Annotated in this window: 19 protein-coding genes; 5 read left to right on the top strand and 14 right to left on the bottom strand. The window is 63.9% G+C overall.

Annotation, left to right across the window (positions count from 1 at the left end; all coding sequences use genetic code 11):
- From RMO18_RS07305 to RMO18_RS07255, 11 genes are all read right to left on the bottom strand, one after another.
- A partial coding sequence (locus RMO18_RS07305) for an urease subunit gamma (RefSeq protein ID WP_309664888.1) occupies positions 1–103 on the bottom strand: 103 nt, incomplete at its 3' end.
- A 9-nt stretch (positions 104–112) separates the two neighbouring features.
- Positions 113–931 (bottom strand): urease accessory protein UreD, encoded by an 819-nt coding sequence (locus RMO18_RS07300; protein WP_309664886.1) that lies wholly within the window; start codon positions 929–931, stop codon positions 113–115.
- A 284-nt stretch (positions 932–1,215) separates the two neighbouring features.
- Positions 1,216–2,580 (bottom strand): phosphomannomutase, encoded by a 1,365-nt coding sequence (locus tag RMO18_RS07295; RefSeq protein ID WP_309664885.1) that lies wholly within the window; start codon positions 2,578–2,580, stop codon positions 1,216–1,218.
- A complete protein-coding gene (locus RMO18_RS07290; protein ID WP_309664884.1) occupies positions 2,577–3,446 on the bottom strand; it encodes a DmsC/YnfH family molybdoenzyme membrane anchor subunit in 870 nt (289 codons plus the stop codon). The genes RMO18_RS07295 and RMO18_RS07290 overlap by 4 nt, the downstream gene beginning before the upstream one ends.
- Positions 3,447–4,184 carry a 4Fe-4S dicluster domain-containing protein gene (locus RMO18_RS07285; protein WP_309664883.1) on the bottom strand — a complete coding sequence of 246 codons (738 nt, stop codon included), beginning with the start codon at positions 4,182–4,184 and terminating at the stop codon, positions 3,447–3,449. It lies immediately after the preceding gene.
- Positions 4,181–6,958: a molybdopterin oxidoreductase family protein gene (locus RMO18_RS07280; protein WP_309664882.1), complete on the bottom strand. Its 2,778-nt coding sequence runs from the start codon at positions 6,956–6,958 to the stop codon at positions 4,181–4,183. Before RMO18_RS07280 ends, RMO18_RS07285 begins: the two co-directional genes overlap by 4 nt.
- Positions 6,955–8,013 carry an acetate kinase gene (locus tag RMO18_RS07275; protein WP_309664880.1) on the bottom strand — a complete coding sequence of 353 codons (1,059 nt, stop codon included), beginning with the start codon at positions 8,011–8,013 and terminating at the stop codon, positions 6,955–6,957. The genes RMO18_RS07280 and RMO18_RS07275 overlap by 4 nt, the downstream gene beginning before the upstream one ends.
- Positions 8,013–8,717, bottom strand: a complete 705-nt coding sequence (locus RMO18_RS07270) for a sulfite exporter TauE/SafE family protein (protein WP_309664879.1) — start codon at positions 8,715–8,717, stop codon at positions 8,013–8,015. Before RMO18_RS07270 ends, RMO18_RS07275 begins: the two co-directional genes overlap by 1 nt.
- Before the next feature lie 63 nt (positions 8,718–8,780).
- Positions 8,781–9,140 (bottom strand): DsrE family protein, encoded by a 360-nt coding sequence (locus tag RMO18_RS07265; RefSeq protein ID WP_309664878.1) that lies wholly within the window; start codon positions 9,138–9,140, stop codon positions 8,781–8,783.
- A gap of 29 nt (positions 9,141–9,169) precedes the next feature.
- Positions 9,170–10,945, bottom strand: a complete 1,776-nt coding sequence (gene xsc / locus RMO18_RS07260; RefSeq protein ID WP_309664877.1) for a sulfoacetaldehyde acetyltransferase — start codon at positions 10,943–10,945, stop codon at positions 9,170–9,172.
- Positions 10,946–11,051: 106 nt separating this feature from the next.
- Positions 11,052–12,500: a PLP-dependent aminotransferase family protein gene (locus tag RMO18_RS07255; RefSeq protein WP_309664876.1), complete on the bottom strand. Its 1,449-nt coding sequence runs from the start codon at positions 12,498–12,500 to the stop codon at positions 11,052–11,054.
- Between the two features lie 913 nt (positions 12,501–13,413).
- Here RMO18_RS07255 and RMO18_RS07250 point away from each other — a divergent pair.
- Entirely contained in the window at positions 13,414–14,196 is a 783-nt protein-coding gene (locus tag RMO18_RS07250; protein WP_309664875.1) for a DUF4145 domain-containing protein, read from the top strand.
- A 69-nt stretch (positions 14,197–14,265) separates the two neighbouring features.
- Here the strand turns inward: RMO18_RS07250 and tpa are convergent, their stop codons facing one another.
- Both tpa and RMO18_RS07240 read right to left on the bottom strand, forming a co-directional pair.
- Positions 14,266–15,645: a hypotaurine--pyruvate aminotransferase Tpa gene (gene tpa, locus RMO18_RS07245; RefSeq protein ID WP_309664873.1), complete on the bottom strand. Its 1,380-nt coding sequence runs from the start codon at positions 15,643–15,645 to the stop codon at positions 14,266–14,268.
- Between the two features lie 109 nt (positions 15,646–15,754).
- Positions 15,755–16,768, bottom strand: coding sequence for an NAD-dependent epimerase/dehydratase family protein (locus tag RMO18_RS07240; RefSeq protein WP_309664872.1), 1,014 nt, complete (start codon positions 16,766–16,768; stop codon positions 15,755–15,757).
- 163 nt (positions 16,769–16,931) lie between these two features.
- On the opposite strand from RMO18_RS07240, the gene RMO18_RS07235 reads away from it, so the two are divergent.
- Genes RMO18_RS07235 through RMO18_RS07225 form a run of 3 tightly spaced genes read left to right on the top strand, consistent with a single transcriptional unit; the run spans position 16,932 to position 21,038 of the window.
- Positions 16,932–17,591, top strand: coding sequence for an ABC transporter ATP-binding protein (locus tag RMO18_RS07235; protein WP_309664871.1), 660 nt, complete (start codon positions 16,932–16,934; stop codon positions 17,589–17,591).
- Positions 17,591–19,987 (top strand): FtsX-like permease family protein, encoded by a 2,397-nt coding sequence (locus tag RMO18_RS07230; protein ID WP_309664887.1) that lies wholly within the window; start codon positions 17,591–17,593, stop codon positions 19,985–19,987. The genes RMO18_RS07235 and RMO18_RS07230 overlap by 1 nt, the downstream gene beginning before the upstream one ends.
- Positions 19,977–21,038, top strand: a complete 1,062-nt coding sequence (locus RMO18_RS07225; protein WP_309664870.1) for a lipocalin-like domain-containing protein — start codon at positions 19,977–19,979, stop codon at positions 21,036–21,038. The genes RMO18_RS07230 and RMO18_RS07225 overlap by 11 nt, the downstream gene beginning before the upstream one ends.
- Before the next feature lie 3 nt (positions 21,039–21,041).
- Here the strand turns inward: RMO18_RS07225 and RMO18_RS07220 are convergent, their stop codons facing one another.
- Positions 21,042–21,431: a RidA family protein gene (locus tag RMO18_RS07220; RefSeq protein WP_309664868.1), complete on the bottom strand. Its 390-nt coding sequence runs from the start codon at positions 21,429–21,431 to the stop codon at positions 21,042–21,044.
- 238 nt (positions 21,432–21,669) lie between these two features.
- Here RMO18_RS07220 and RMO18_RS07215 point away from each other — a divergent pair.
- Positions 21,670–22,513 (top strand): ABC transporter substrate-binding protein (locus tag RMO18_RS07215; protein ID WP_309664866.1); only part of this gene is annotated, 844 nt, incomplete at its 3' end.

The raw sequence follows: 22,513 nt of genomic DNA, 5'->3' as shown, positions 1-22,513 counted from the left end.
CTTCGGGGTGGTTCAGTTTGACCCCACGTGCCAGCCGCCCGCGCGCCACCATGGCTGCAAGGCTGACCAGCAGCTTGTCCTTTTCGCGTGGTGTCAGATTCATGTCCGCTCCCTACATCTGCCAGACGAGCGGCAACGGTTGCCCGGCCCGCATCACCGCCAGCGCCCGCACGATCTGGCGCCGCAAGGGCCAGCCATCCGCCGCCAGCATCCGCACCACCAGCTTGCCGTCGAATGCCGACGCTGCGGCCTCCACCCCCGGTTCATCCAACACCATACGCACCGCATCAAGCCCGTCGCCCGCCAGCGCCCCAACCATCATGATCGACGCAAAGGCCCGCGCGCCACCAAGACCCGCAGGCCCCGCCCGCAGCGCGTCATCGTCCAACAGCACCGGCTCCACCGCCAGCGGCACCGTCCCGCGCCAGATCTCGCGCTGGTCACGGAACTGCACCCGCCGCACCGTTTCGCCCATCGCGGCACGGCCCAGCACCACCGCCTCCAGCGCCAGACACCCTGCCCCTTCGGCCAGCGTGATCGTGGTCTTGCGGTGCAACTTGCAGCCGTCGAACAGAATGGTCTCCTGCGGCAACCAGTCCAGCCAGCCGCCCTCGCCCACCGACAGCGTGACCCCAACAATCGCCGGCACCCCATCAGCCCGGTAGGCGCGCTCGGCTGTTTGCGTGGTCCCCGCCGCCCGCACGCCCGCATCAATCCGCAAGCCGTAGCGCAAGGTATCACCCGCCGTCAGCCCACCGGAGGTGTTGAGAAACACCACCTCGGGCATCGCGCCCACATGCGGCAAGATCGCCTTTGCCGACCCCGCCTGCCGCAACCGCCGCAAAGCCGCGCGCCCGCCACGACAGCCGATCTCGACCAGCGCCTCGCCCGTGGTGCGCTGCATCAACGGTATCGTGGTTTGTACGGTCATCTTCGCCCCCCGAACCCAACTGTCACGAGGGGGGCTGGCAGTGACAATGCCAGCCGGTACCGCCACATGCCGCGGGTCTTGGCTGAACAGATCGCCGATTTATCTTTAGGCAAAGCGCCCTAAATGCAGGCGCTTTTGAAACCATGGCGCAGGGCGACGTCACTGCCGCAGTCTCGCCAGACGGCCATGCGTTATCTGCCAAAGGCATCATTTCGGGCTATCCAGCGCGCACCTCTGTCCCGTCAGCTTGCCGCCAGCGGGCGACGAGCCGTGTGACGATAGCCCTACCCGCCAATCAGGCTGCGCACCGTCGCCAACCCCGCCGCGACCAGACTTTCATCACCGCGCGCCTCGATGTTCAGGCGTAGCAACGGCTCGGTATTGGAAGCCCGCAGGTTCAACCGCCAATCGGCGAACTCCAGGCTCAGCCCATCCGTGTCATCGCGCGTCACGGCCTTGGGCGCCATTGCCGCTTCGACCCGCGCAACCGCAGCTGGCACATCCGCCACCCGAAAATTGATCTCGCCCGAAGACGGAAACGCCGCCCGCCGCTCGGCCAGAAGATCGGCCAAGGACCGCCCGCTGCGGCCCATCAGTTCGGCCACCAGCAACCACGGGATCATGCCGCTGTCGCAGGCCATGAAATCGCGGAAATAGTGATGCGCCGACATCTCTCCACCGTAAACCGCACCGGTTTCCCGCATCTTCTGCTTCAGGTAGACATGCCCGGTGCGCGCCATGAACGCCCGGCCCCCCGCCCGCGCCACCAGATCGCGGGTGTTCCACACCACGCGCAGATCGTGGATGATGCTCGCCCCCGGCTCTTTCGCCAGAAACGCCTCGGCCAAAAGACCCACCACATACTCGCCCGCCACAAAGCCGCCATTGCCGTCAAACAGAAAGCAGCGGTCAAAGTCGCCGTCAAACGCCACCCCCAGATCGGCCCCAGCGGCCACCACTGCCGCCGCCGTCACGGGCTGGTTTTCCGCCAGCAAAGGGTTCGGAATACCGTTTGGAAAGCTGCCATCGGGGTCATGGAACATCCGGAGAAACCGCAGCGGCGCGCCCGTGGCTGCCAGCCCCGCAGCCAGCGCATCAAAGGTTGGCCCCGCCGCCCCGTTGCCCGCGTTCACCAGCACCGTCAACGGGCGCAGCGCCGCCACATCGACAAACCCCAGTACTCGCGCCACATAGGCCGCCCGCACCTCGGACACCGCCACAACATGCCCGCCGTCGCGCTGCGGCAACGGTCGCTCCTCCTCGGCCATGGTGCGAATCGCTGCAAATGCCGTGTCTGACAGCGGGCGCGCGCCTGCACCCACCATCTTCAACCCATTGTAATCCATCGGATTGTGTGAGGCGGTCACTATGATCCCGCCATCCGCGCCCAAGTGACTGGTGGCAAAATACATCTCTTCGGTCCCGGCCAGACCAAGGTCCAGAACCTCCACCCCCACCGCCAGCAACCCCTCGGTCACCGCCCCCGCCAGCCGGATCGAGCTTTCCCGGCAATCGCGCCCCAGCACCACCCGCGCGGCGCCGGTCACCTCGGCAAAGGCCCACGCAATCCGGCGCGCGATGTCTTCGTTCAACTCGGTCCCAAGCCGGCCCCGCACGTCATAGGCCTTGAACGCGGTCAGCTTCATCATCGCATCCCGTAGTAAAGGCCCACCACATGCTCGGCCTCGGCAAAGAACAGCCAGCGCGCGGCAAATGCGCCGATCAGGTGTGCAACCGCCGCCAGCGCGATCCCCCATGCCCCCGGAACCACAAGAACCAGCACTGCCGGCAACACCGCCCCAAAGATCAGCGCAATTCCCCGCAGCTTCAGCCCATGCTTGCGGCCGACCAGGAAAATCATCTCGCGCAGCAGGTAATTCCCGCCCGTGTGCGGTAGTTCGAACACCGAGGCCTCGCCGATCCGCTGTAGCCCGGTCGCCGACCCCAGCGTCACCCCAGCGCGGGCAAACTGACCGTCGCCGATCTGCCAGACGGCCAGCAGCACCGCACCCAGGCCCGCCGCCAATGCCGCCGCCCAAACCTGCCCGGCCATGATCGCGCCCCCGGTCAGCGCGAAGGCCAGAAACATCACCGGCGTGATCCAGTGATGCCAGCGCGGCACCGCCTTGATCTGGGTGTAGATCATCGACGTGGTGAACACCGTCCCCAGCGCCAGCACTGCCCCCACGATGCCCAGCCCCCGCGGCCACCCCAATCCCAGCCAATCTGACAGCGCCACCGGCGCCAGCGTGATCAGTGCCGCCACCGACACCCACGCCTCCCGGCTTAGCCAGCTGGACCGCCACTGGCTGAACGCCTTCAGCGCCCGTTGCGGATTGCCAAGGTGGAACGTCGCCGCCATCAGACCCACAACCGCCAAGGCGTAGCCCAATCCCCACAGAAAGAACGCGGCCCAGCCAACGGGCTGCACCACCCCGATCCCAAGGAAAGCCAGATAGCCAAAGCCCATCCCCGACAGCACCGAAAACACAATCACCGAAGGAGCGGGATGCATTCAGATCTTCCCTAGCATCTTGTCCAGCCACCCGGCAAACCCGGTGGCCTTGATGTCCAACAGCGGTGCCAGCAGGCTCGCCTGATCCGGGCGATCCTTCTTGCGCGGGGGCAAGTATTTGTTGGTGGGCCTCGTCCCCATCTCCGGCATCAGGTCATAGCCACCCCGGTTGGCCACCAACTGGCTGACCGCACTGGCAGGGTCGCCCAGATCACCGAAATGCCGCGCGCCGGTTGGGCAGGTGCGCACGCAGGCAGGCTCACGGTCTTCCTCGGGCAGGTTTTCGTTGTAGATACGGTCGACGCACAGCGTGCATTTCTTCATCACCCCGGCATCGGCATCCATCTCGCGTGCACCGTAAGGGCAGGCCCAGGCGCACAGACCGCAGCCGATGCAGGCATCTTCGTTGACCAGCACGATGCCATCCTCGGCCCGCTTGTAGCTGGCCCCGGTCGGGCAAACGGTCACACAAGGCGCGTCATCGCAATGCAGGCAGGATCGTGGAAAGTTCACGATTTGGGACGCGCTGTCAGCCGGTTGCACCTGATAGCTGTGAACCCGGTTGAGGAAGGTCCCCGAAGGGTCCGCCCCGTATGGGTTCTGGTCTGACAACGGCACCCCATAGCCCTGATCGTTCCAGCCCTTGCAGGCCGTCACGCAGGCATGACAGCCCACGCATGTATCAAGGTCAATCACCAGACCCAGCTTTTTTTCGGTCGTGGTTGGCAACAGTGTCATCGCCGTTCTCCCTTTGGCACCACACGCGGGATCGGCGGGAACGCGGGGTCAGAATGATCCCGCGGCCCTACCCGCTCGATCCGCACGCGCAGGTCGAACCAAGCCGCCTGTCCCGTCACCGGATCAGAATTGGAATAGCGGTGCCCGTCACCCTTGGCGGGCAGCAGTTCCGAAATCAGATGGTTGAGCAAGAACCCCTCCGTCGCCTCGGGCGCGGCATCGTCCAAAGCCCAGGCCCCCTTGCGCTTGCCGATGGCATTCCAGGTCCAGACCGTGTTTTCGTTCAGCGCCGCCATATGCGCCACCGGCACCGTGATGCCGCCATTGGGCGAAATCAGCCGCGCGTAATCCCCCGCCTGAAACCCTTCCGCCTGCCAGACCTTGGTCGGCAGATAGAGGAAATTCTTGCCCCGGATCTGGCGCAGCCACGCATTCTGTGACCCCCAGGAATGATACATGTCCATCGGTCGCTGTGTCAGCGCATGCAGCGGATAGCCCCAGCCCGCCGCCTCATCATCACCAAACGGCGGATACCAGACCGGCAGCGGGTTCATCGCCTGGCGCAGCCGCGCCCGCAGATGGTCGGGCGGCTGGATCGGCCCGTGGCCTTCGGCGGCCAGCTGGAACTTGCGCATCGGTTCCGACCAGATGTTGAACAGATACGGCTGCGGTGCCTCGTAGAAGCTCGTGGCAACAGCCCAATCCTGATAACCCGCGTTCCAAGGTTTGTAGTAGCGCGCCTCGTCCGGCACATGCGCCTGAAAGAAGCCGCCGTTTTCGATGTAGCGCTCTATCTGTGCGGGGTTCGGTGCGCCGCGACCGACATCCTCGCCATTGCCGCGAAACCCGATCAGCGGCCCCACGCCGGGGCGGCGCTGGTGGTTGGCGATGTAGTCGGCGTAGTCCTTGAACTTCGCCGACCCATCCTCGTTCACCATCCCGGGCAGGCCGAGCCTTGCCCCAAGGTCCAGAAGCACCGACTGGAAGCCCCGCACATCCCGGTCGGGCTCGATCACCGGCCAGCGGATGCTGTCGCCCGCCGCATCCGGCTCAGAGATCGGGCGGTCGAGCAGGCTGATGCAGTCATGCCGCTCCAGATAGGTAGTGTCGGGCAGGATCAGATCGGCATAGGCCACCATCTCGGACGCATAGGCATCCGAATAGATGATGCGCGGGATGACATAGTCGTCGCCGTCCTTGGCTGTCAGCATCTCCATCACCGACGCGGTGTTCATCGACGAATTCCACGACATGTTCGCCATGTAAAGGAACAGCGTGTCGATGCGGTAAGGGTCGCCCGCATGGGCATTCGGGATGACCATATGCATCATCCCATGCGCCGACATCGGGTTTTCCCAGGAGAACCCCTTGTCGATCCGCGCCGGCGATCCGTCGGGCAACAGGCACAGATTCTCCGGCCCGCGCACATAGCCCAGATGTGGGCCGGACAGGGGTTTGCCGGGCGTGGTCACAAAGTTCGGCGTCGGATGCGCCTCCACCGGTTTGGGGTAAGGCGGCTTGAAGCGATATCCCCCCGGCACCTCGACAGTGCCCAGCACGATCTGCAAAAGGTGCAACGCCCGCGCCGTCTGAAAGCCGTTGGAATGCGCCGAAATCCCCCGCATCGCGTGGAAACTGACCGGCCGCCCCGGCATGTTCGGATGTGCGTTCCCACGGAAATCTGTCCAGGGCTGATCCAGCACGATCGCCTGATCAAACGCCACCGAGGCCAGTTCCGCCGCCAACTGCCGGATGCGCAGCGCGCCGACCCCGCAGCGCGCCGCCACCGCCTCCGGCGCATAGTCGGGCGAGAGATACATCTCGGCCATGTGCTGAAACACCGTCCGGTTGCCCTGCCAGACCGCCCCCAGATCGGGCTCCACCGCCTTGCCGTCCCAGGCCGCCGGGTGCTTGGTAGTTTTGTCGATCACAAAGGGCTGGCTTTCGGCGTTGCGCGCGAAAAGGCCCTTCTCCGGCCCCCCGGCCTCGTTCACCAACAGCCCCGCATTGGTGAATTGCGCCAGGTAGCGCAGATCGACCTTCCCCGCCTCCAACAGGCAATGGATCAGGCTGAGGATCAGCAACCCATCGGTCCCCGGCGTGATCCCGATCCAGTCATCCGCCACCGCCGAATACCCGGTGCGGATCGGGTTGACCGAGATCACCCGCGCGCCCCGTTCCTTCAACCGGCCAAGGCCGATCTTGATCGGGTTGCTGTCATGATCCTCGGCCACGCCGAACATGACGAACAGCTTGGTATGGTCCCAATCCGGCTGGCCAAATTCCCAGAACGCGCCGCCGATGGTGTAAATCCCCGCCGCCGCCATGTTGACCGAACAAAACCCGCCATGCGCCGCATAGTTCGGCGTCCCGAACGCCTGCGCCCACCAGCCGGTCAGGCTTTGGCTCTGGTCGCGCCCGGTGAAGAAGGCGAGCTTCTCCGGCGCAGTCTCGCGCAGCGGCTTCATCCATGACACGGCCAAAGCCAGCGCCTCGTCCCAGGAAATCTCCTCGAACGCCCCCGACCCGCGCGGCCCCACCCGCCGCAAGGGCGCGCGCAACCGGCTTGGCGCGGTGATCTGCATGATCCCCGCCGCGCCCTTGGCACAGAGCACGCCCTTGTTCACCGGATGATCCCGGTTGCCCTCGATGTAGGAAACCTTCCCCGACTTAAGATGCACGTTGATCCCGCAACGGCAGGCGCACATGTAGCATGTGGTCTTGCGCACCTCGTCGGACACCGGCGGCGACAGATCAAGCCTTGGCTGGTTCATCGCCCCTCCCCGGCCATGACGACCGTTGCCTCCAGGGCAATCTGGCGCTCTTCTTGTGCTGGTACTGTCCAGATCGCGACAGAAGATGCCGGATCGTGCAGCACCCCTGCATTCTCAGCATTGGCAACCGGGTCGAGCACCGCGCCCAGATACTCAAGGCCTGCAATCATCCCGGCCCGCACCCTGTGGTCATTTTCCCCAATCCCCCCGGTAAAGACAACAGCATCAAGCCCACCCATCGCTGCCACCATAGACCCCGCATGCCGCACTGCCCAATAGATGAAATGCGCCACCGCCAGCCCCGCCGGCACAAGCCTTCGCATGTCATTGCTGCCGCCCAGCGCCACAAGCCCGCTGTCCCGGTTCAGGATCTGCGCTGCCCCCGCCACGCCATGCAGCTCCGCCAGCCGCAGCACCGCATTGCCATCGATCGCCCCCGCCCGCGTGCCCATCGTCAGCCCGTCCAGCGGCGAATAGCCCATGGTCGTGGCCACCGACCGCCCGTCGCGGATCGCACACAGCGACGCGCCGTTGCCCAGATGACAGGCCAGCAGCCGCTGCGGCACCGGCCCCCGCGCTGCCAACACCCGCACCAGGGCCGCATAGCTCAGGCCATGAAAGCCATAGCGCCGGATGCCCCGCTCCCGTTCAGCCAGCGGCAGGGCATAGGTCACCGCCACCTCCGGGTTGGTCGCGTGAAACGCGGTGTCAAAGCTGGCGTATTGCGGCAGATCCGGCAGCAACCGGGCCACCGCGCGAATGCCCGTCAGGTTCGCCGGGTTGTGCAGCGGGGCCAGCGGCACGCAGGCTTCGATCCCGGCCAGCACCGTGTCCGTCACCCGGCACGGTGCCAGCAGTGCGCCACCGCCATGCACCACCCGGTGCGCCGCAGCCGTCAGATCGGCCACCGCCACCCCGGCCCGCGCCAGCCCCTCAGCCAGCGCCTTGGCATGGTCGTGCACCCCTTCCACTGCCGTGCGGGCCACCTCTCGCAACCCGGCATCAAACACTGCCAGCTTTACCGAAGACGACCCGGCGTTCACCACCAGCAGCATCACAGCGCCGCCTTCAACAGCCCCAGCCCCGCCAACCCTGCCAGCAGCACAATGGCAAAGCGCCGGAATTCCTGCGGGTCGGTGCCAAAGAAATGTCGCCCGCCCAGCCAATTGCCCAAGAAAGTCAGCGGCAGTGCGATCAGCGAGGCCCAGAGCGTGTCCCAACTGACCAGACCTGCCCAGAAATACAAAGGCGCCGAATAAAGGTCGAGCAACGGGAAATACGCGATCAGCGTGGCGCGGAACACCGTCGCCTGCATCGGCTGGGCGGCAAAGAACGCCGCAATCGGCAAGCCCCCCATTCCCGGCGCATTGGCCAGCCCCGAGACGACCCCCGCCACCACATTCCCCGGTCCCCGCACCTCGGACGCCAGCCGCCAACCTGCCAGCAAAACCCCGCACATCACCAGCACATAGCCCGACACCACCGCCCGCGCCGTATCTTCGGAAACCCCGGTCAGCACCCACAAGCCCAGTGGCAACCCCACCGCCGCCCCCGCAAGCAACAACCAAACCCGCCGCCAATCCACATCCGGCCCCGCGCCCTTCGCCGCCTGCAACGACATCGCCGTCTCGAGGATCACCACTACGGCGACGAAGTTGAGCGGATTGGTGACAAGGCTCGACGCCGCGATCACCATCGCCGAATAGCCAAAGCCGGAATAACCGCGCACCAGTGCAGCGCCGAACACGGCTACCGCCATCCAGACAAGCGCCACGGGGCCAAGGTCAAAAGGCAATGTCGCGCGCCCCGAGGTTGAAATTCGTCAGTAACACAAGGTGCTGTCCGCTTCGAGCGACAGCTCCAACAGCCGGTCGGGCATCGCCAACTTGCCGCCAAACGGGGCCACCAGCGTCTCGTCATAGCCCCGCGCTTTGGCCGACATGCCCGACGCGAACACCGCGACCGCCGCCGCGCGCAAGCCCTCCAGATGGTCGCCCAGCCGCCCGGTCCCTGCCCCGGTCACATCGGCATGCGCGGGCGCCAGACAATGCACGCCGTCTCCGGCAAAAAACACCGACACCTGATGCCCGGCCTTTGCGGCGGTGAGGGCCACCAACGCGCCCAACGTCGCCTTTACGGCTGCGTCGGGGCCGGAATGGATGTGAACGAGGACCTTTGCCATGTCTGCCTCCTGCATGTTGCGGTCGAATCCTACACCGCTTGCCGCCGCATGTCCTCCTTGGAAATCCCCGCCACTTCCACCGGCTTTTTCATCGCATCGCGGCGGAACGGTTCGCCCAGTTCCTGATTGATCATCGCCTCGATCAGCGTGGTTTTGCCGTGCTCCATCTGGTCGGTGATGGCCTTGGTCAGCGCCTCGCGCAGTTCCTCCATCTTGCGCGCCTGCACGCCCTGCAACCCACAGGCCTTGGCGATGCCGGCATAACTCACGCCCTCGTCCAATTCAGTGCCGACAAAGTTGTCGTCATACCACAGCGTCGAATTGCGCTTTTCCGCGCCCCACTGATAGTTGCGAAACACCACCATGGTGATCGCCGGCCATTCCGGCCGGCCAATCGCCGTCAGTTCGGTCACCGCAATCCCGAACGCCCCGTCCCCGGCGAACCCCACCACCGGCACATCCGGGCAGCCGATCTTTGCGCCGATGATGGATGGCAAGCCATAACCGCAAGGCCCGAACAGCCCTGGTGCCAGGTATTTCCGCCCGGCCTCGAACGTCGGATAGGCGTTGCCGATGGCGCAGTTGTTGCCGATGTCACTGGAAATGATCGCCTCGCGCGGCAACGCGCTCTGGATCGCGCGCCAGGCCATGCGCGGGCTCATCCAGTCGGGCTTGGCGGTGCGGGCGCGCTCGTTCCAGCTTGTGCCCGGATCGTCCTCTTCATGGTCCATCGAGGACAGCGCCTGCGCCCATGCCGATTTCGTCTGTGCGATCTTGGCTTTGCGTTCGGATCGCGCATGGTCACCGGCGGTAGGGGCAAGACGCGCCAAAACCGCCTCGGCGACCTTTCTGGAGTCGCCGACAATGCCAACAGTAACCTTTTTGGTCAGCCCGATCCGATCCGGGTTGATGTCGACTTGGATGATCTTGGCCTCACGTGGCCAGTAGTCCAGCGCGTAGCCCGGCAAAGTTGAAAACGGGTTCAAGCGGGTACCCAAACATAGTACCACATCTGCCTGAGAAATCAACTCCATTGCCGCCTTCGACCCGTTGTATCCCAGTGGCCCCGCAAACAGCGGATGGCTGCCGGGAAACGCGTCATTGTGCTGATACCCCACACAAACCGGCGCATCCAGCCGCTCGGCCAAGGCCATGCTGGCCGGGATCGCGCCGCCAATGACCACGCCTGCGCCGTTCAGAATGACCGGGAATTTCGCCGCCGACAGCAACTCCGCCGCCGCCTGAATGGCCGACTCACCCCCCGACGGCCGCTCGAACTCCACCACCGCAGGCAGATCGATGTCGATGACCTGCGTCCAGTAATCGCGCGGCATGTTGATCTGGGCAGGCGCCGAATGCCGCTTGGCCTGCAGGATCACCCGGTTCAGGACCTCGGCCACGCGGGACGGGTCACGCACCTCCTCCTGATAGGCCACCATGTCAGCAAACAGCGCCATCTGCTCCACTTCCTGAAACCCGCCCATGCCGATGGTCTTGTTCGCGGCCTGCGGCGTCACCAGCAACAAAGGCGTATGGTTCCAGTAGGCCGTCTTCACCGGCGTCACGAAATTGGTGATCCCCGGCCCGTTCTGCGCGATCATCATGCTCATCCGGCCACTGGCGCGGGTAAACCCGTCCGCCATCATCCCGCCCGAGCCTTCATGCGCGCAGTCCCAGAAGGTGATCCCTGCCTTCGGGAACAGATCCGAGATCGGCATGAACGCCGATCCGATGATCCCGAACGCATGGCTGATCCCGTGCATCTGCAGCACTTTCACAAAGGCTTCTTCGGTGGTCATCTTCATCGCATCTCTCCCGGATTTCATGGCCGTAACCGGCCTGTCGCTGCGCAATTTACCGACGCAGGGGTCGCTTCCGTAGGGCCAGACCCAAGACCCGTCTAAGTCCAGATCAGCGCAGCGCCCGCCCGATCCGCGCAATCCCCTCCGGGATCCGCTGCGGGCCGATCGACGAATAGGCCAGCCGGTAAAAGTTCCCCGGTGCGGCCACCGGGTCGAAGAACGCCCGCCCCGGCTCGATCAACACCCCTTCGGCCCGCAACGCCAACGCCAGCGCTTCGGTATCCACCCCCTCTGGCGCGCGCATCCAGAATGATGATCCACCGACCCCGCCCTGCCCCGCCACCGCCAGCCCCTCGGTCGCGATCGCCTCAGCCATCACTTGCCGCCGCCGCTTGAACGCAGCCCGCATCCGGTTGATCAGCGCATCGTAATGCCCCTGCGCCAGAAAATACGCGACCGTGCGCTGGATATGCCCCGGCGGATGGCGCAGCACCATCGCGCGTAACCCCCGCGCCTCGGCAATGAAACTTGCCGGGCCCACCAGATAGCCCAGCCGCAACCCCGGAAACATCGATTTGGAGAATGACCCGGCGTAGATCACCCGCCCCCCCTGATCCAGCGATTTCAGCGCCGGGGCGACGGGCTTGAGGAAACTCATCTCGAACTCGTAATCATCCTCCACAATCACGAACCCCTCGCGCGCCGCCGCCGCCAGCAGCGCCACCCGCCGCTCCACCGGCATCGTCGCGTTGGTCGGGCACTGGTGGCTGGCGGTGGTGAACACCACATCGGCCCCCGGCAAATGCTCGGGCAAGCCGCCATCGTCCACATCCACTGGCACCACCGTGGCCCCCGTGGTCGCCAAGATCCCTCGCCACCCCGGATAGCCCGGATTTTCCACCACCGCCCGCTTGCCCGGCCCCAGCAGCACCGTCGCCGCCATCCACAGCGCGTTCTGTGCGCCCAGCGTCAGCAGCACCTCGTCCTCGCGCGCCGCAATCCCGCGCCGGGGCAGAATGGTGCGCAACACCTGCTCGATTAGCAAGGGATCATCCTGTTCGTAATAGTCCGAGGTCAGCGCCGCGAAATCCCGGCGGCCCAGCGCGCGCAGCGCACATTGCCGCCAGTTCTGATGGTCAAACAGCACCGCGTCCGCCTGCCCATAGATGAACGGATAGGGATAGGCCTCCCAGTCCTGCGGCCGCTCCACCCGCGCGAGCGATGAAAACCGCCGCCCCGTCAGCCCGGCGAAATCCACCCCGTCATGGCGCGGCGGGGCATCCGGAAACTCCGCCGCGCGCGGCGCGTTGTCGGACACGAAATACCCCGACCGCCCGCGTGAGGTCAGATAATCCGACGCCACCAGATCGCCGTAGGCCAGTGTCACCGTGATCCGGCTGATCCCCAGATGCGCCGCCAACCCCCGCGACGACGGCATCTTCTGCCCCGCCCGGAACCGCCCCGCAAGGATGCCTTGGGTGACCATCCCCCGGATGCGCTGCTGCAAGGTGCCGGTGGTTGCGGGGGGCAGGAAGAAGGCTTCGGGCGGGATGTGCATGGACACGCTCCGACGGCGGGATGAGTCCAGATGAGGCAGCCGGATAGGGACAGAAGTCAAGTCGAGGGCAGGAGCTGGAGGGGCGGTCAGGGAAGGGTAATGCCAGAAAAGGTGCAGGGGGCTGCAACGACCCTCGTCCCACTGCCCAAATCCTTGAGAACGCTGAGTTTACGGGGCGGTTTCGGGGCGGATTTGGCGTCTTCTTTCCATCTTCCTTGCGTCTTCCTTCCATCTCCACGCGCGGTGAGATGGCGGGGCGTTAACCATGTGGGGCGAATCGGATCAGCCCCGTAGGGTGCGCTACATCGCACCGCACCCCGCGCAACAAAGGGCAGCGCGACCGCCGGGTGGGCGAGCACCATCCGTTCTAGGCGCTTTATGGGGCATCCCCTCCCACGGCATTTCTGCTGGTGACGCTGCAAAAGCGCCCGCCCGAGGGGGGTGAGGCGGTGAGACAAACAGTCCAGTGGACTGTTTTCCCGTGCGATGCACCCGAGCAAGCCTGCGAGGGCCGGGAGCGCGGGCGCGGCACCCCGCTTCCCATCGCAACACGAGGGCATCGCCTGACCGCCGGGTGGGCGAGCCACGGCAGTTCTAGGCGCTTTATGGTGCAACCCCTCCCCCGGCAGTTCTGCTGGTGACGCCGCAAAGCGCCCGCCCGAGGGGGGTGAGGCGGACAAGAAAACAGTCCAGTGGACTGTTTTCCCGCCGAACGCCCGAGCAAGCTTGTGAGGGCCGGGAGTGCGGGCGCTGCCCGGCGGGCTTCGCCCTTGATTCCGGGCAAGGAATTACAGACACAACGGCCTCATAACTAACACGCGCATAATTGCCCAGCTATTGACTGCGGAAGGAACCAATGGGATGCTTCTATCGAGCACCGTCCAACGTGGTACGGCGCATGGAGCGTCTTTCAATGGGTGATTTGGAGAAGATCGGCGACTTTAAGAAGGCATATTGTGGAAAGTGTAATGGAGATCGAAACTGCGAAATCAAAGGAATACATCGCGAAAGCGGTTCCGAGAATGGCGGTGATTTTGATTGGTCGATGGCTTGGTACTTACTAGTTTGCAGAGGCTGTGACTATACGTTCGCGCAGTCCGTTGCTACCGACTCTGAAAGTTATCCAGATTACTATGACTATAATAACGAACATTGTCGTGATTACCATGAAATGATCCAAACTTGGCCCGCGACATCAAAAAGAACGCGGCCAGACTGGTTTCAGCATTACCGCATCGAGGGTCACCTAGTCGATACCATCGCCTTGTCATCAGCACTAAACGAACTTTACAGAGCTCTAGATGCAGAACTTCTTGTGCTTTCCTCCATAGGCATCCGAACTGCATTCGATGTTGCGTCCGAAACTCTTGGAATTGAACCGAGCCTTCCATTTGCGAAAAAGCTGGTCGAACTCGTTGCTTCCGGAAAGATACTAACCTCTCAGAAGGAGAAACTAGAAATCTTGGTTGAAGCTGGCAGCGCTTCGGCACATCGAGGCTGGCAGCCAGATGCCGATCAAGTCGACTTGCAGATGGATATTTTGGAAGAATTCATCTACAATTGCATGGTCTTGCCATCGCGCCAGAAAAAGAAAGATGACAAGATCGCTGAATTAAAGAAGTCGGTGCCTCAGAAGCCCGCAAAAAGAACGAGGCGACCAAAAGTTGCCAATGGAAGTGGTAATCCAAGTACATAGCCTGAACCGATAAGCAGACGACGGATGCCCGTCCCCGGACACCCTCCCCGCCCGCAAAAAGCTCAACCCCTACCCAAACACCCTTCCCAGCGCCGCATCAATCGCGCCGGTGATCTCGTCAATGTCGTCCTTCGTGGCGATCAGCGCGGGCGACAGGCACAGCGTGTTGTTGAACCCCGGCACGCTCCGGTTGGTGGCCCCGATGATCACGCCTTGCGCCATGCAGTCGGCGACGACGGCCTGGACCTTCTTCTCGTCGGCAGGCTCTCGCGTGCCGCGATCCGCCACCAGTTCGGCCCCGACGAACAACCCCTTGCCGCGGACCTGACCGATGACCTTGTGCTTGTCCATCAGGGCGGAGAGTTTATCGAGGCAATAGTCGCCCATCGCCACGGTGTTGGCCAGCAGGCCCTCCGCCTCGATGATCCGCATATTCTCCAGCGCCGCCGCCGGGCCTGCGGTGCAGCCGCCGAAGGTGGAGATGTCGCGGAAGTAGCTCATCGGGTCCGACGCGTCGTCCTTGAACATGTTGAAGACCGCCTCGGTCGTCACGGTGCAAGAGATCGCCGCGTAGCCCGACGCCACCCCCTTGGCCATGGTCACGAAATCGGGCTGCACCCCGTAGTGCTGGTAGCCGAACCAGAGGCCGGTGCGACCCACGCCGCAGACCACCTCGTCGATGTGGAGGAGGATGTTGTGCTTGCGGCAGATCTCCTGCACCCGCTCCCAATACCCCACGGGCGGCACAATCACCCCACCCCCGGCCGTCACCGGTTCCAGCACCAGACAGCCGATGGTGTCGGGGCCTTCGCGCAGGATGACCTCCTCGATCGCATCGGCCGCCCGCTGGCCGTAATTCTCCACGTCCCACTGTGCGCGGTATTCCAGGCAATGCGGCACCTCGACAAAGCCGTCGGGGAACGGCCCGTACTGTGCGTTTCGTTGCTGCTGACCGCCGCTGGCAAGGGCGGCGATGGTGGTGCCGTGGTAGTCCCGCTCACGGTACAGGATCTTCCACTTCTTGCCGCCATGATGCCGGTGCGAGATCTGGCGCACCATCTTGTAGACCTTCTCGTTGGCCTCGGACCCGGAGTTGGAATAGTAGACCCGCGACAGGCCAGGCATCTTTTCAATCAACCGCTTGGCAAAGATCGAGCCGGGGATCGATCCGGCAGCCCCGGCGAAATAGTTCATCTTGATCAACTGGTCACGCACCGCATTGGCAATGCTTTCGCGGCCATAGCCGACATTGACCGTCCAGACCCCGCCCGACACGGCATCGAGATGCTCTTTGCCCTTGGCGTCCCAGACCCGCATGCCCTTGCCTTCCACGATCACGCGGGGGTCGACGGTTTCGTACTGCTTGTGCTGGCTCAGATGGTGCCAGACATGGGCACGGTCCGCTTCGACCACGGCCCCGATGTCATTTACTCCGCTGAAACCGTCCATCGCAGTGTCCTTTCAAATGGGTAACAGTTGGGGCGCATCATCCGGGAAACCGAAGCACGCCCTTAGGGCCAGAATAGCCAAGCCCGTAGCACCAGATGGTGCTTTCGGGCTATACATCATAGTAGTCGCGATACCAGCTTACGAATTTCGCGATGCCGTCACGCAACGATGTCTTGGGTTGAAAGCCGGTCAGCCGCGTCAGCAATGCCGTGTCAGCCCAAGTCGCCGGCGCATCACCGGGCTGCATCGGCATGAAGTTGTAGTGCGCCTTCTTGCCAAGCACGTCTTCGATGGTGGCGATGAAGTCCATCAGATGGGTCTTGTCGGAGTTACCGATGTTGACCACACGGAACGGCGCGTCAGGGCTGAGCGAATCCCCCGGCTCCACCGCTTCGCCAGCCTCGGGCCGAACCGGCACGACGTCGATCAACAGGCGCACGGCCTCGACAAGGTCGTCAACCGAGGTGAAATCGCGCCACATCTCGCCATGGTTGTACACATCGATCGGCTTGTCCTCGAGGATGTTGCGCACGAACTTGAAGTAAGCCAGATCAGGGCGGCCCCACTTGCCATAGACGGTAAAGAACCGGAACACGGTGGTCGGCAGGTTCCACAGATGCGCGTAGGAATGGGCGAGCGCTTCGCCCGCCTTCTTGGTTGCGGCATAGACCGTGAGCGGCCCATCCGCTTTGTCGGTTTCCCGGAAAGGTATCGAAGCGTTGGCCCCGTAAACCGAAGAGGTCGAGGCAAACAACAGGTGACTGATGCCCAGACGGCGCGCGGCCTCCAGCACATTGAAGGTGCCGACAACATTGGTGTCGACATAGGATCGCGGGTCTTCAAGGCTGTAGCGAACCCCGGCTTGTGCTGCGAGGTGGATGATGATGCTTGGCGCGAAATCATCAATGACTGCGTCCAGCGTTGCCAGATCCTGCAGCATCGCCTCGGTCGCCGAGAAATTCGGGTGCTGCAACAGAATCGAGTGCCGCCGGCGCTTTAGTGCGACGTCGTAATAGGCGGTCATGCCGTCATAGCCGTGTATCACGAAGCCCGCGTCCAAAAGCCGCTGCGACAGGTGAAAGCCGATAAACCCGGCGGTGCCGGTGATGAAGACTTTGCGCAAGCGTCTATTCCCGTTGCAGATATCGTGGCGGACAATCGGCCCGAGGTCGGGGCAAGTCAAGCAGACTGCCACGTGGCAACGGCACAGACGCGTGTGGCGTTCCATTTCACGGATGCCGCACTAGATGATTGCAAAAGCAGCCGTCCCGGATGAAGTTCAGCCCATGCTTCTTGTCGTTACCGATCTTGAAAAATCCTTTGCCACGACCGAAGGCCCGATCCCCGTTCTGAAAGGGGTTGGCCTGTCGCTGGACGCAGGGCAAAGCCTTGCATTGACTGGCGAATCTGGCAGCGGGAAGAGCACACTTCTGCATCTGGTGGCCGGGCTGGAGGCTGCAGATGCGGGCCGGATCATGCTTGATGGCAGGGATATCGTCGGGATGGATGATCGCGGTCTGGCGGCAGTTCGGCGCGACAAGGTTGGTCTGATCTTTCAACAATTCAACCTGATCCCGTCCTTGGATGTGGCCGCTAACCTTGCCTTTCAGGCGCGGCTGGCCGGTCGGCACGATCCGGAATGGACAGCGACTTTGGCCGAGGCGCTGGGGCTTGGGGCGCTGTTGTCGCGCTATCCCGAGCAATTGTCCGGTGGCCAGCAGCAGCGCGTGGCCATCGGACGGACGCTTGCGGCCCGCCCGATGCTGGTTCTGGCAGACGAGCCGACCGGCAATCTGGATGAAGCAACCGGCGATGCAGTGCTGGACCTGATGCTGGGTCTGGTGGCGCAGGCCGGTGCCGCGCTGATGCTGGTGACCCATTCGCCACGACTGGCCGCGCGATTGGACCGCCGGGCGCATCTGTCATCCGGGCGCATCGCGCAATGATGACGACCGGCCTTTCAGCGCTGCTGTCGCATTGGCTGCGCCATAAGGTGCAGCTGGCGATGCTGCTGATCGGTCTGGCGCTTGCGACAGGGTTGTGGTCCGGGGTGCAGGCGATCAACGCCGAAGCGCGGGCCGCGTATGATCAGGCGGCCGGATTGTTGGGGCAAGATCAGTTGGACCGGATCGAGGCTCAGGCTGGCGCGGCCGTTGCGCAGGCAACCTATGTCCGGTTGCGGCGCGATGGCTGGCTGGTGTCACCACTGGTTGAGGGGCAATTGCGCGGGTCCGGGTTGCGCATCGTGGGGATTGATCCCCTGACCCTGCCGCGCGAGGCTGCGGTTGCCGATACAACGACCGCCATTTCTGCCGGTCTTGCAGGCTTTATAGCTGGCAAACACGGCTTCGCACATCCTGACACGATCGCCCGTCTGACGCGGGAGGATCTTTTGCCCGGTCTCAGCCTTGATGCGAGTGAAACCCTGCCGCCGTCAACCGTGCTGGTTGATATCGGTTTGGCGCAGCAGTTTCTGGGATTGGACGGCATGGTGACTGCGATGATCCTGGCCCCCGGCCCAAGGCCCGCGCTTGATCTGCCTGAAGGTCTGGCCCTGCGTCCGGCGCAGACAGACGCCAGCCTGGCGCGCCTGACCGACAGTTTTCATCTGAACCTGACCGCCTTCGGCTTTCTGGCGTTTGCGGTGGGCATCTTCATCGTGCATTCCGCCATCGGGCTGGCGTTCGAGCAGCGTCGCCCGGTGTTTCGAACCTTGCGCGCGCTTGGTCTTCCGGCGCGCGCGCTGATCGGGTTGTTGGCGGCGGAACTGCTGGTGCTTTCGCTGGTTGCGGGGGCGATCGGGGTGGTTCTGGGCTATGGCGTGGCCGCGGCCTTGTTGCCGGATGTGGCGGCAACGCTGAGCGGGCTTTATGGTGCGGCGGTGCCGGGCAGCCTGACGATCCGGGCCGAATGGTGGCTGGCGGGGCTGGCGATTGCAATGCTGGGCACACTGGTCGCCGCCGCGCAAAGCCTGTGGCAAGTCTGGCACATGCCAGTGCTAGCCCCGGCGCAACCGCGGGCCTGGGCCTTGGCGTCAGCGGCCAGCCGGCGGTGGCAGACTGCGGTGGGTCTTGGGCTGCTGGCCGGTGCGGGCGCGGTACTTGGCATGGGTGCCGGCCTTTGGGCCGGGTTTGGTGGGCTGGCCGGGCTGCTGATGGGATCGGCGCTATTGCTGCCTTCGGTTCTGGCAACGCTGGTCTGGCTGGCGGGTCGGCGCAGCAAGGGTGCTGTCACGCAATGGTTCTGGGCTGATACGGACCAACAGCTGCCAGGCCTGTCGCTTGCGCTGATGGCGCTGATGCTGGCATTGGCGGCAAACATCGGCGTCGGCACAATGGTTGGCAGCTTTCGCGCCACCTTTACCGGCTGGCTGGATCAACGCCTTGCTTCTGAACTTTACCTGACCACCGCGTCAAAGGCGCAGGCAGACCAGATCACCCGGTGGCTGGAGCCGAAGGTCGACGCGATCCTGCCCATCGTCTTTGTCGAAACCCCGCTGCGCGGCCAGAACGGCGAGGTGTTCGGCATCGTCGATCATGCCACCTATCGCGACAACTGGCCGCTGCTGGAGGCGGGTGACGATGTGTGGCAACAGATCGCTGCTGGCAGGGGCGTGCTGGTGAACGAACAGCTGGCCCGGCGGTCCGGTCTGGGCTTGGGCGATCCGGTGGATCTGCCGGGCGGGCCGCTGCCCGTGGTCGGCATCTATTCCGACTACGGCAACCCGGCACCACAGGCGATTGTGGGCATGACCAGTTTTGCGACCCGTTTCCCGGATGCGGTGCCTTTGCGATTTGCGCTGCGTTTGCCGCCCGCCAGGGTGGAGGCGCTGGTACAGGAGCTGAAAACGACCTTCGATATGCCAGACAACGCCGTTGTCGATCAGGCCGGGATCAAGGCGTTTTCCCTGCGGGTATTCGAGCGTACCTTTGCCGTTACAGCCGCCCTGAATGTGCTGACCCTTGCTGTCGCAACGCTGGCAATGTTTGCCAGCCTTGTCACTCTTGCCAACTTGCGCCTGCCACAGCTTGCCCCGGTTTGGGCGATGGGTCTGACCATGCGGCGTCTGGCGCTGCTGGACTTTGCCCGCACCCTGCTGCTGGCGGCGATCACTGCCGTTGGCGCCCTGCCTTTGGGTCTGGCGCTGGCTTGGGTGCTTCTGGCCGTGATCAATGTCGAGGCGTTTGGCTGGCGCTTGCCGATGCAGCTTTTCCCTGCCGATTGGCTAAAGCTGCTGCTGATGGCGTTCGCGGCTTCGGCGTTTGCGGCACTTGTTCCGGCTTGGCGGCTGGCGCGCCGCCCAAGCAGCGATCTGTTGAGGATCTTTGCCAATGAACGTTAAAGCTGCCCTGCTATGCCTGCTTGCAGGTCAGGCCACGGCGCAGGGCTTTGCTGACTTGGGCGGTATGGCCGATGGTTTTGCTTTGCCAGACCCCGCCTATAGCCTTGAATTTCCAGCCGACCATGCGGCGCATCCAGATTTCAGGATCGAATGGTGGTACGTGACTGCCACGCTATCTGGGCCCGATGGCACCGACTACGGCCTGCAATGGACGCTGTTTCGCACCGCACTTGCGCCCGGTGAAGGCACGGGCTGGACCAGCCCGCAGCTTTGGATGGGTCATGCCGCGATCACCACCCCAGACGCCCACCACGTTGCCGAGCGGTTGGCGCGCGGCGGCATCGGGCAGGCCGGCGTGTCGCTGAAAGAACAGGGCACACCTTTCGTGGCATGGATCGACAATTGGCAAATGACCAGCCTTGCCGATCCGGGCAGTGACCCGCTTTCGGCGCTGAAACTTACGGCAACGGGTGCAGATTTCAGTTACGCGGTGGATCTGCAGGCCATGGGTCCTTTGGTGTTGCAGGGCGACAAGGGCTATTCGGTGAAGTCAGCCGAGGGGCAGGCAAGCCACTACTATTCGCAGCCGTTCTATGAGGTAAGCGGTGCGTTGACCCTGCCCGAAGGCAAGGTCGCGGTCACCGGCAAGGCCTGGCTGGACCGCGAATGGTCATCCCAGCCCCTGGCCCCGGATCAGACCGGCTGGGACTGGTTCTCGCTGGCCTTTGACGATGGCGCGCGGCTGATGGGCTTTGTGCTGCGTGATGGCGGGGCGGGCTTTACCTCGGGCACCTGGATCGCGGCGGACGGGCAGGCCACGCCGCTGGCCCCGGGGGCGCTGCGGGCCGAGCCGTTGAGCCGTGCCGTTGTGGCGGGGCGTTCGCTGCCGGTGGAATGGCGGCTAAGCCTGCCGGAACATGGGCTGGACGTGACATTGCAGGCCCTGAACCCGCAAGCCTGGATGGCAACATCGGTGCCTTATTGGGAGGGACCCGTGCGCTTTGGCGGCAGCCACAGCGGGCGCGGCTATCTGGAGATGACGGGGTATTAGCCGTCAAAGCTTTGCCGCGGTCACCTCGATTTCGACCAGAAACTCCTCCCGCGTAAAGCCTGACACGATCACCAAAGTTGAGGCCGGAAGCCGTGCAACACCGGCAAGCCAGCTATCCCTGGCGGCCATGTACCCTGCCATATGGGGCCGCGCGGTGACGTAGGCATTGATGCGTATCACATCCGCAGGACCCATCCCCGCCTCGGCCAGGATCGCGGCGCAATTGGCAAAGCACAGCCGCGCCTGCGCCTCTGCCCCCTCGGGCACCGTGCCATCGCGCGCGAAAGCCAGCTGCCCCGACGTTACCACCAGCCGTGCCCCCGGCGGGACCTCAACCCCGTGTGCATAGGCGGCAAACGGCGGCGCAATCGCATCGGGAGACAGCATTTTCATCAGGCACTCCATTCGGCTTGGCTGGTGCTAAGACTGCCCGCTTTGACCGGCAAAACAAGCAGCTAAGATGGCGCCCACCGGCATACTTGCCTATTTTTTAAGCAGCCATTGCAAGGTTTCGCCCATGTGTCCGGCTTTTGCACCGCTTTTCTGAGCCAGAACCTGCAATCCCCCTCGCTTCGGGCACAGGCTGTCTTAGGCTTATCGCAAAGACGCACACCTTCAGGAGGACTGCCCGATGTCTATGAAAACCCGCGCCTTGGGCGCAACTGCGCTGAGCGCCGTACTTGCCATGACCACCGCTGCCGGCGCGGAAAACGCCAAGGTCACCTTCGGCACCAACTGGGTCGCCCAGGCCGAGCATGGCGGCTATTATCAGGCGGTGGCCGACGGCACCTATGCCGCCTGCGGTCTGGACGTGACGATCCTGCCGGGCGGGCCGCAGGTGAACAACCGCGCCCTGATGCTGGCGGGCCAGATCGATTTCAACATGGGCGGATCGACGCTGGACGGCTTTTCCGCGGTGCAGGAAGGCCTGCCGATCATCACGGTTGCAGCGTCGTTCCAGAAGGACCCGCAAGTCATCGTGACGCATCCGGGTGCCGCAGCCTCGTTCGCCGATCTGGCCAAGCTGGACAAGGTGCTGATTTCGGATGGCGGCGTGCTGACCTTCTGGGCCTGGATGATCCAGGCCTACGGGTTCAAGCCGGAACAGCGCGAGGTCTATACCTTCTCGGCCGCACCGCTGATTGCCAACACGACCTGGGGGATGCAGGGCTATCTGTCGTCGGAGCCGTACTTCTTTGAAAAGGAAACCGGGATCAAGCCGGACGCCTGGCTGATCGCGGATGCAGGCTATACCGCCTACTCGACCACCATCGAGACCCTGACCGACACCGTCGCCAACCGGCCCGAGGTGGCGCAGTGCTTTGTCGACGGATCGGCGATCGGCTGGACCAATTATCTGTACGGCGACAACACCGCCGCCAACGACATGATCAAGAAGGACAATCCCGAGATGTCAGATGAGGCGATCGCCTACGGCATTGCCACCATGAAAGAGCATGGCATCGTGTTTTCGG

The sequence above is a fragment of the Tabrizicola sp. genome, from assembly GCF_031377265.1.
Classification (GTDB): Bacteria; Pseudomonadota; Alphaproteobacteria; order Rhodobacterales; family Rhodobacteraceae; genus JAUYQR01.
Note: the sequence above shows the minus strand (reverse complement) of the source record. Positions and strands in the feature narration are given on the sequence as shown.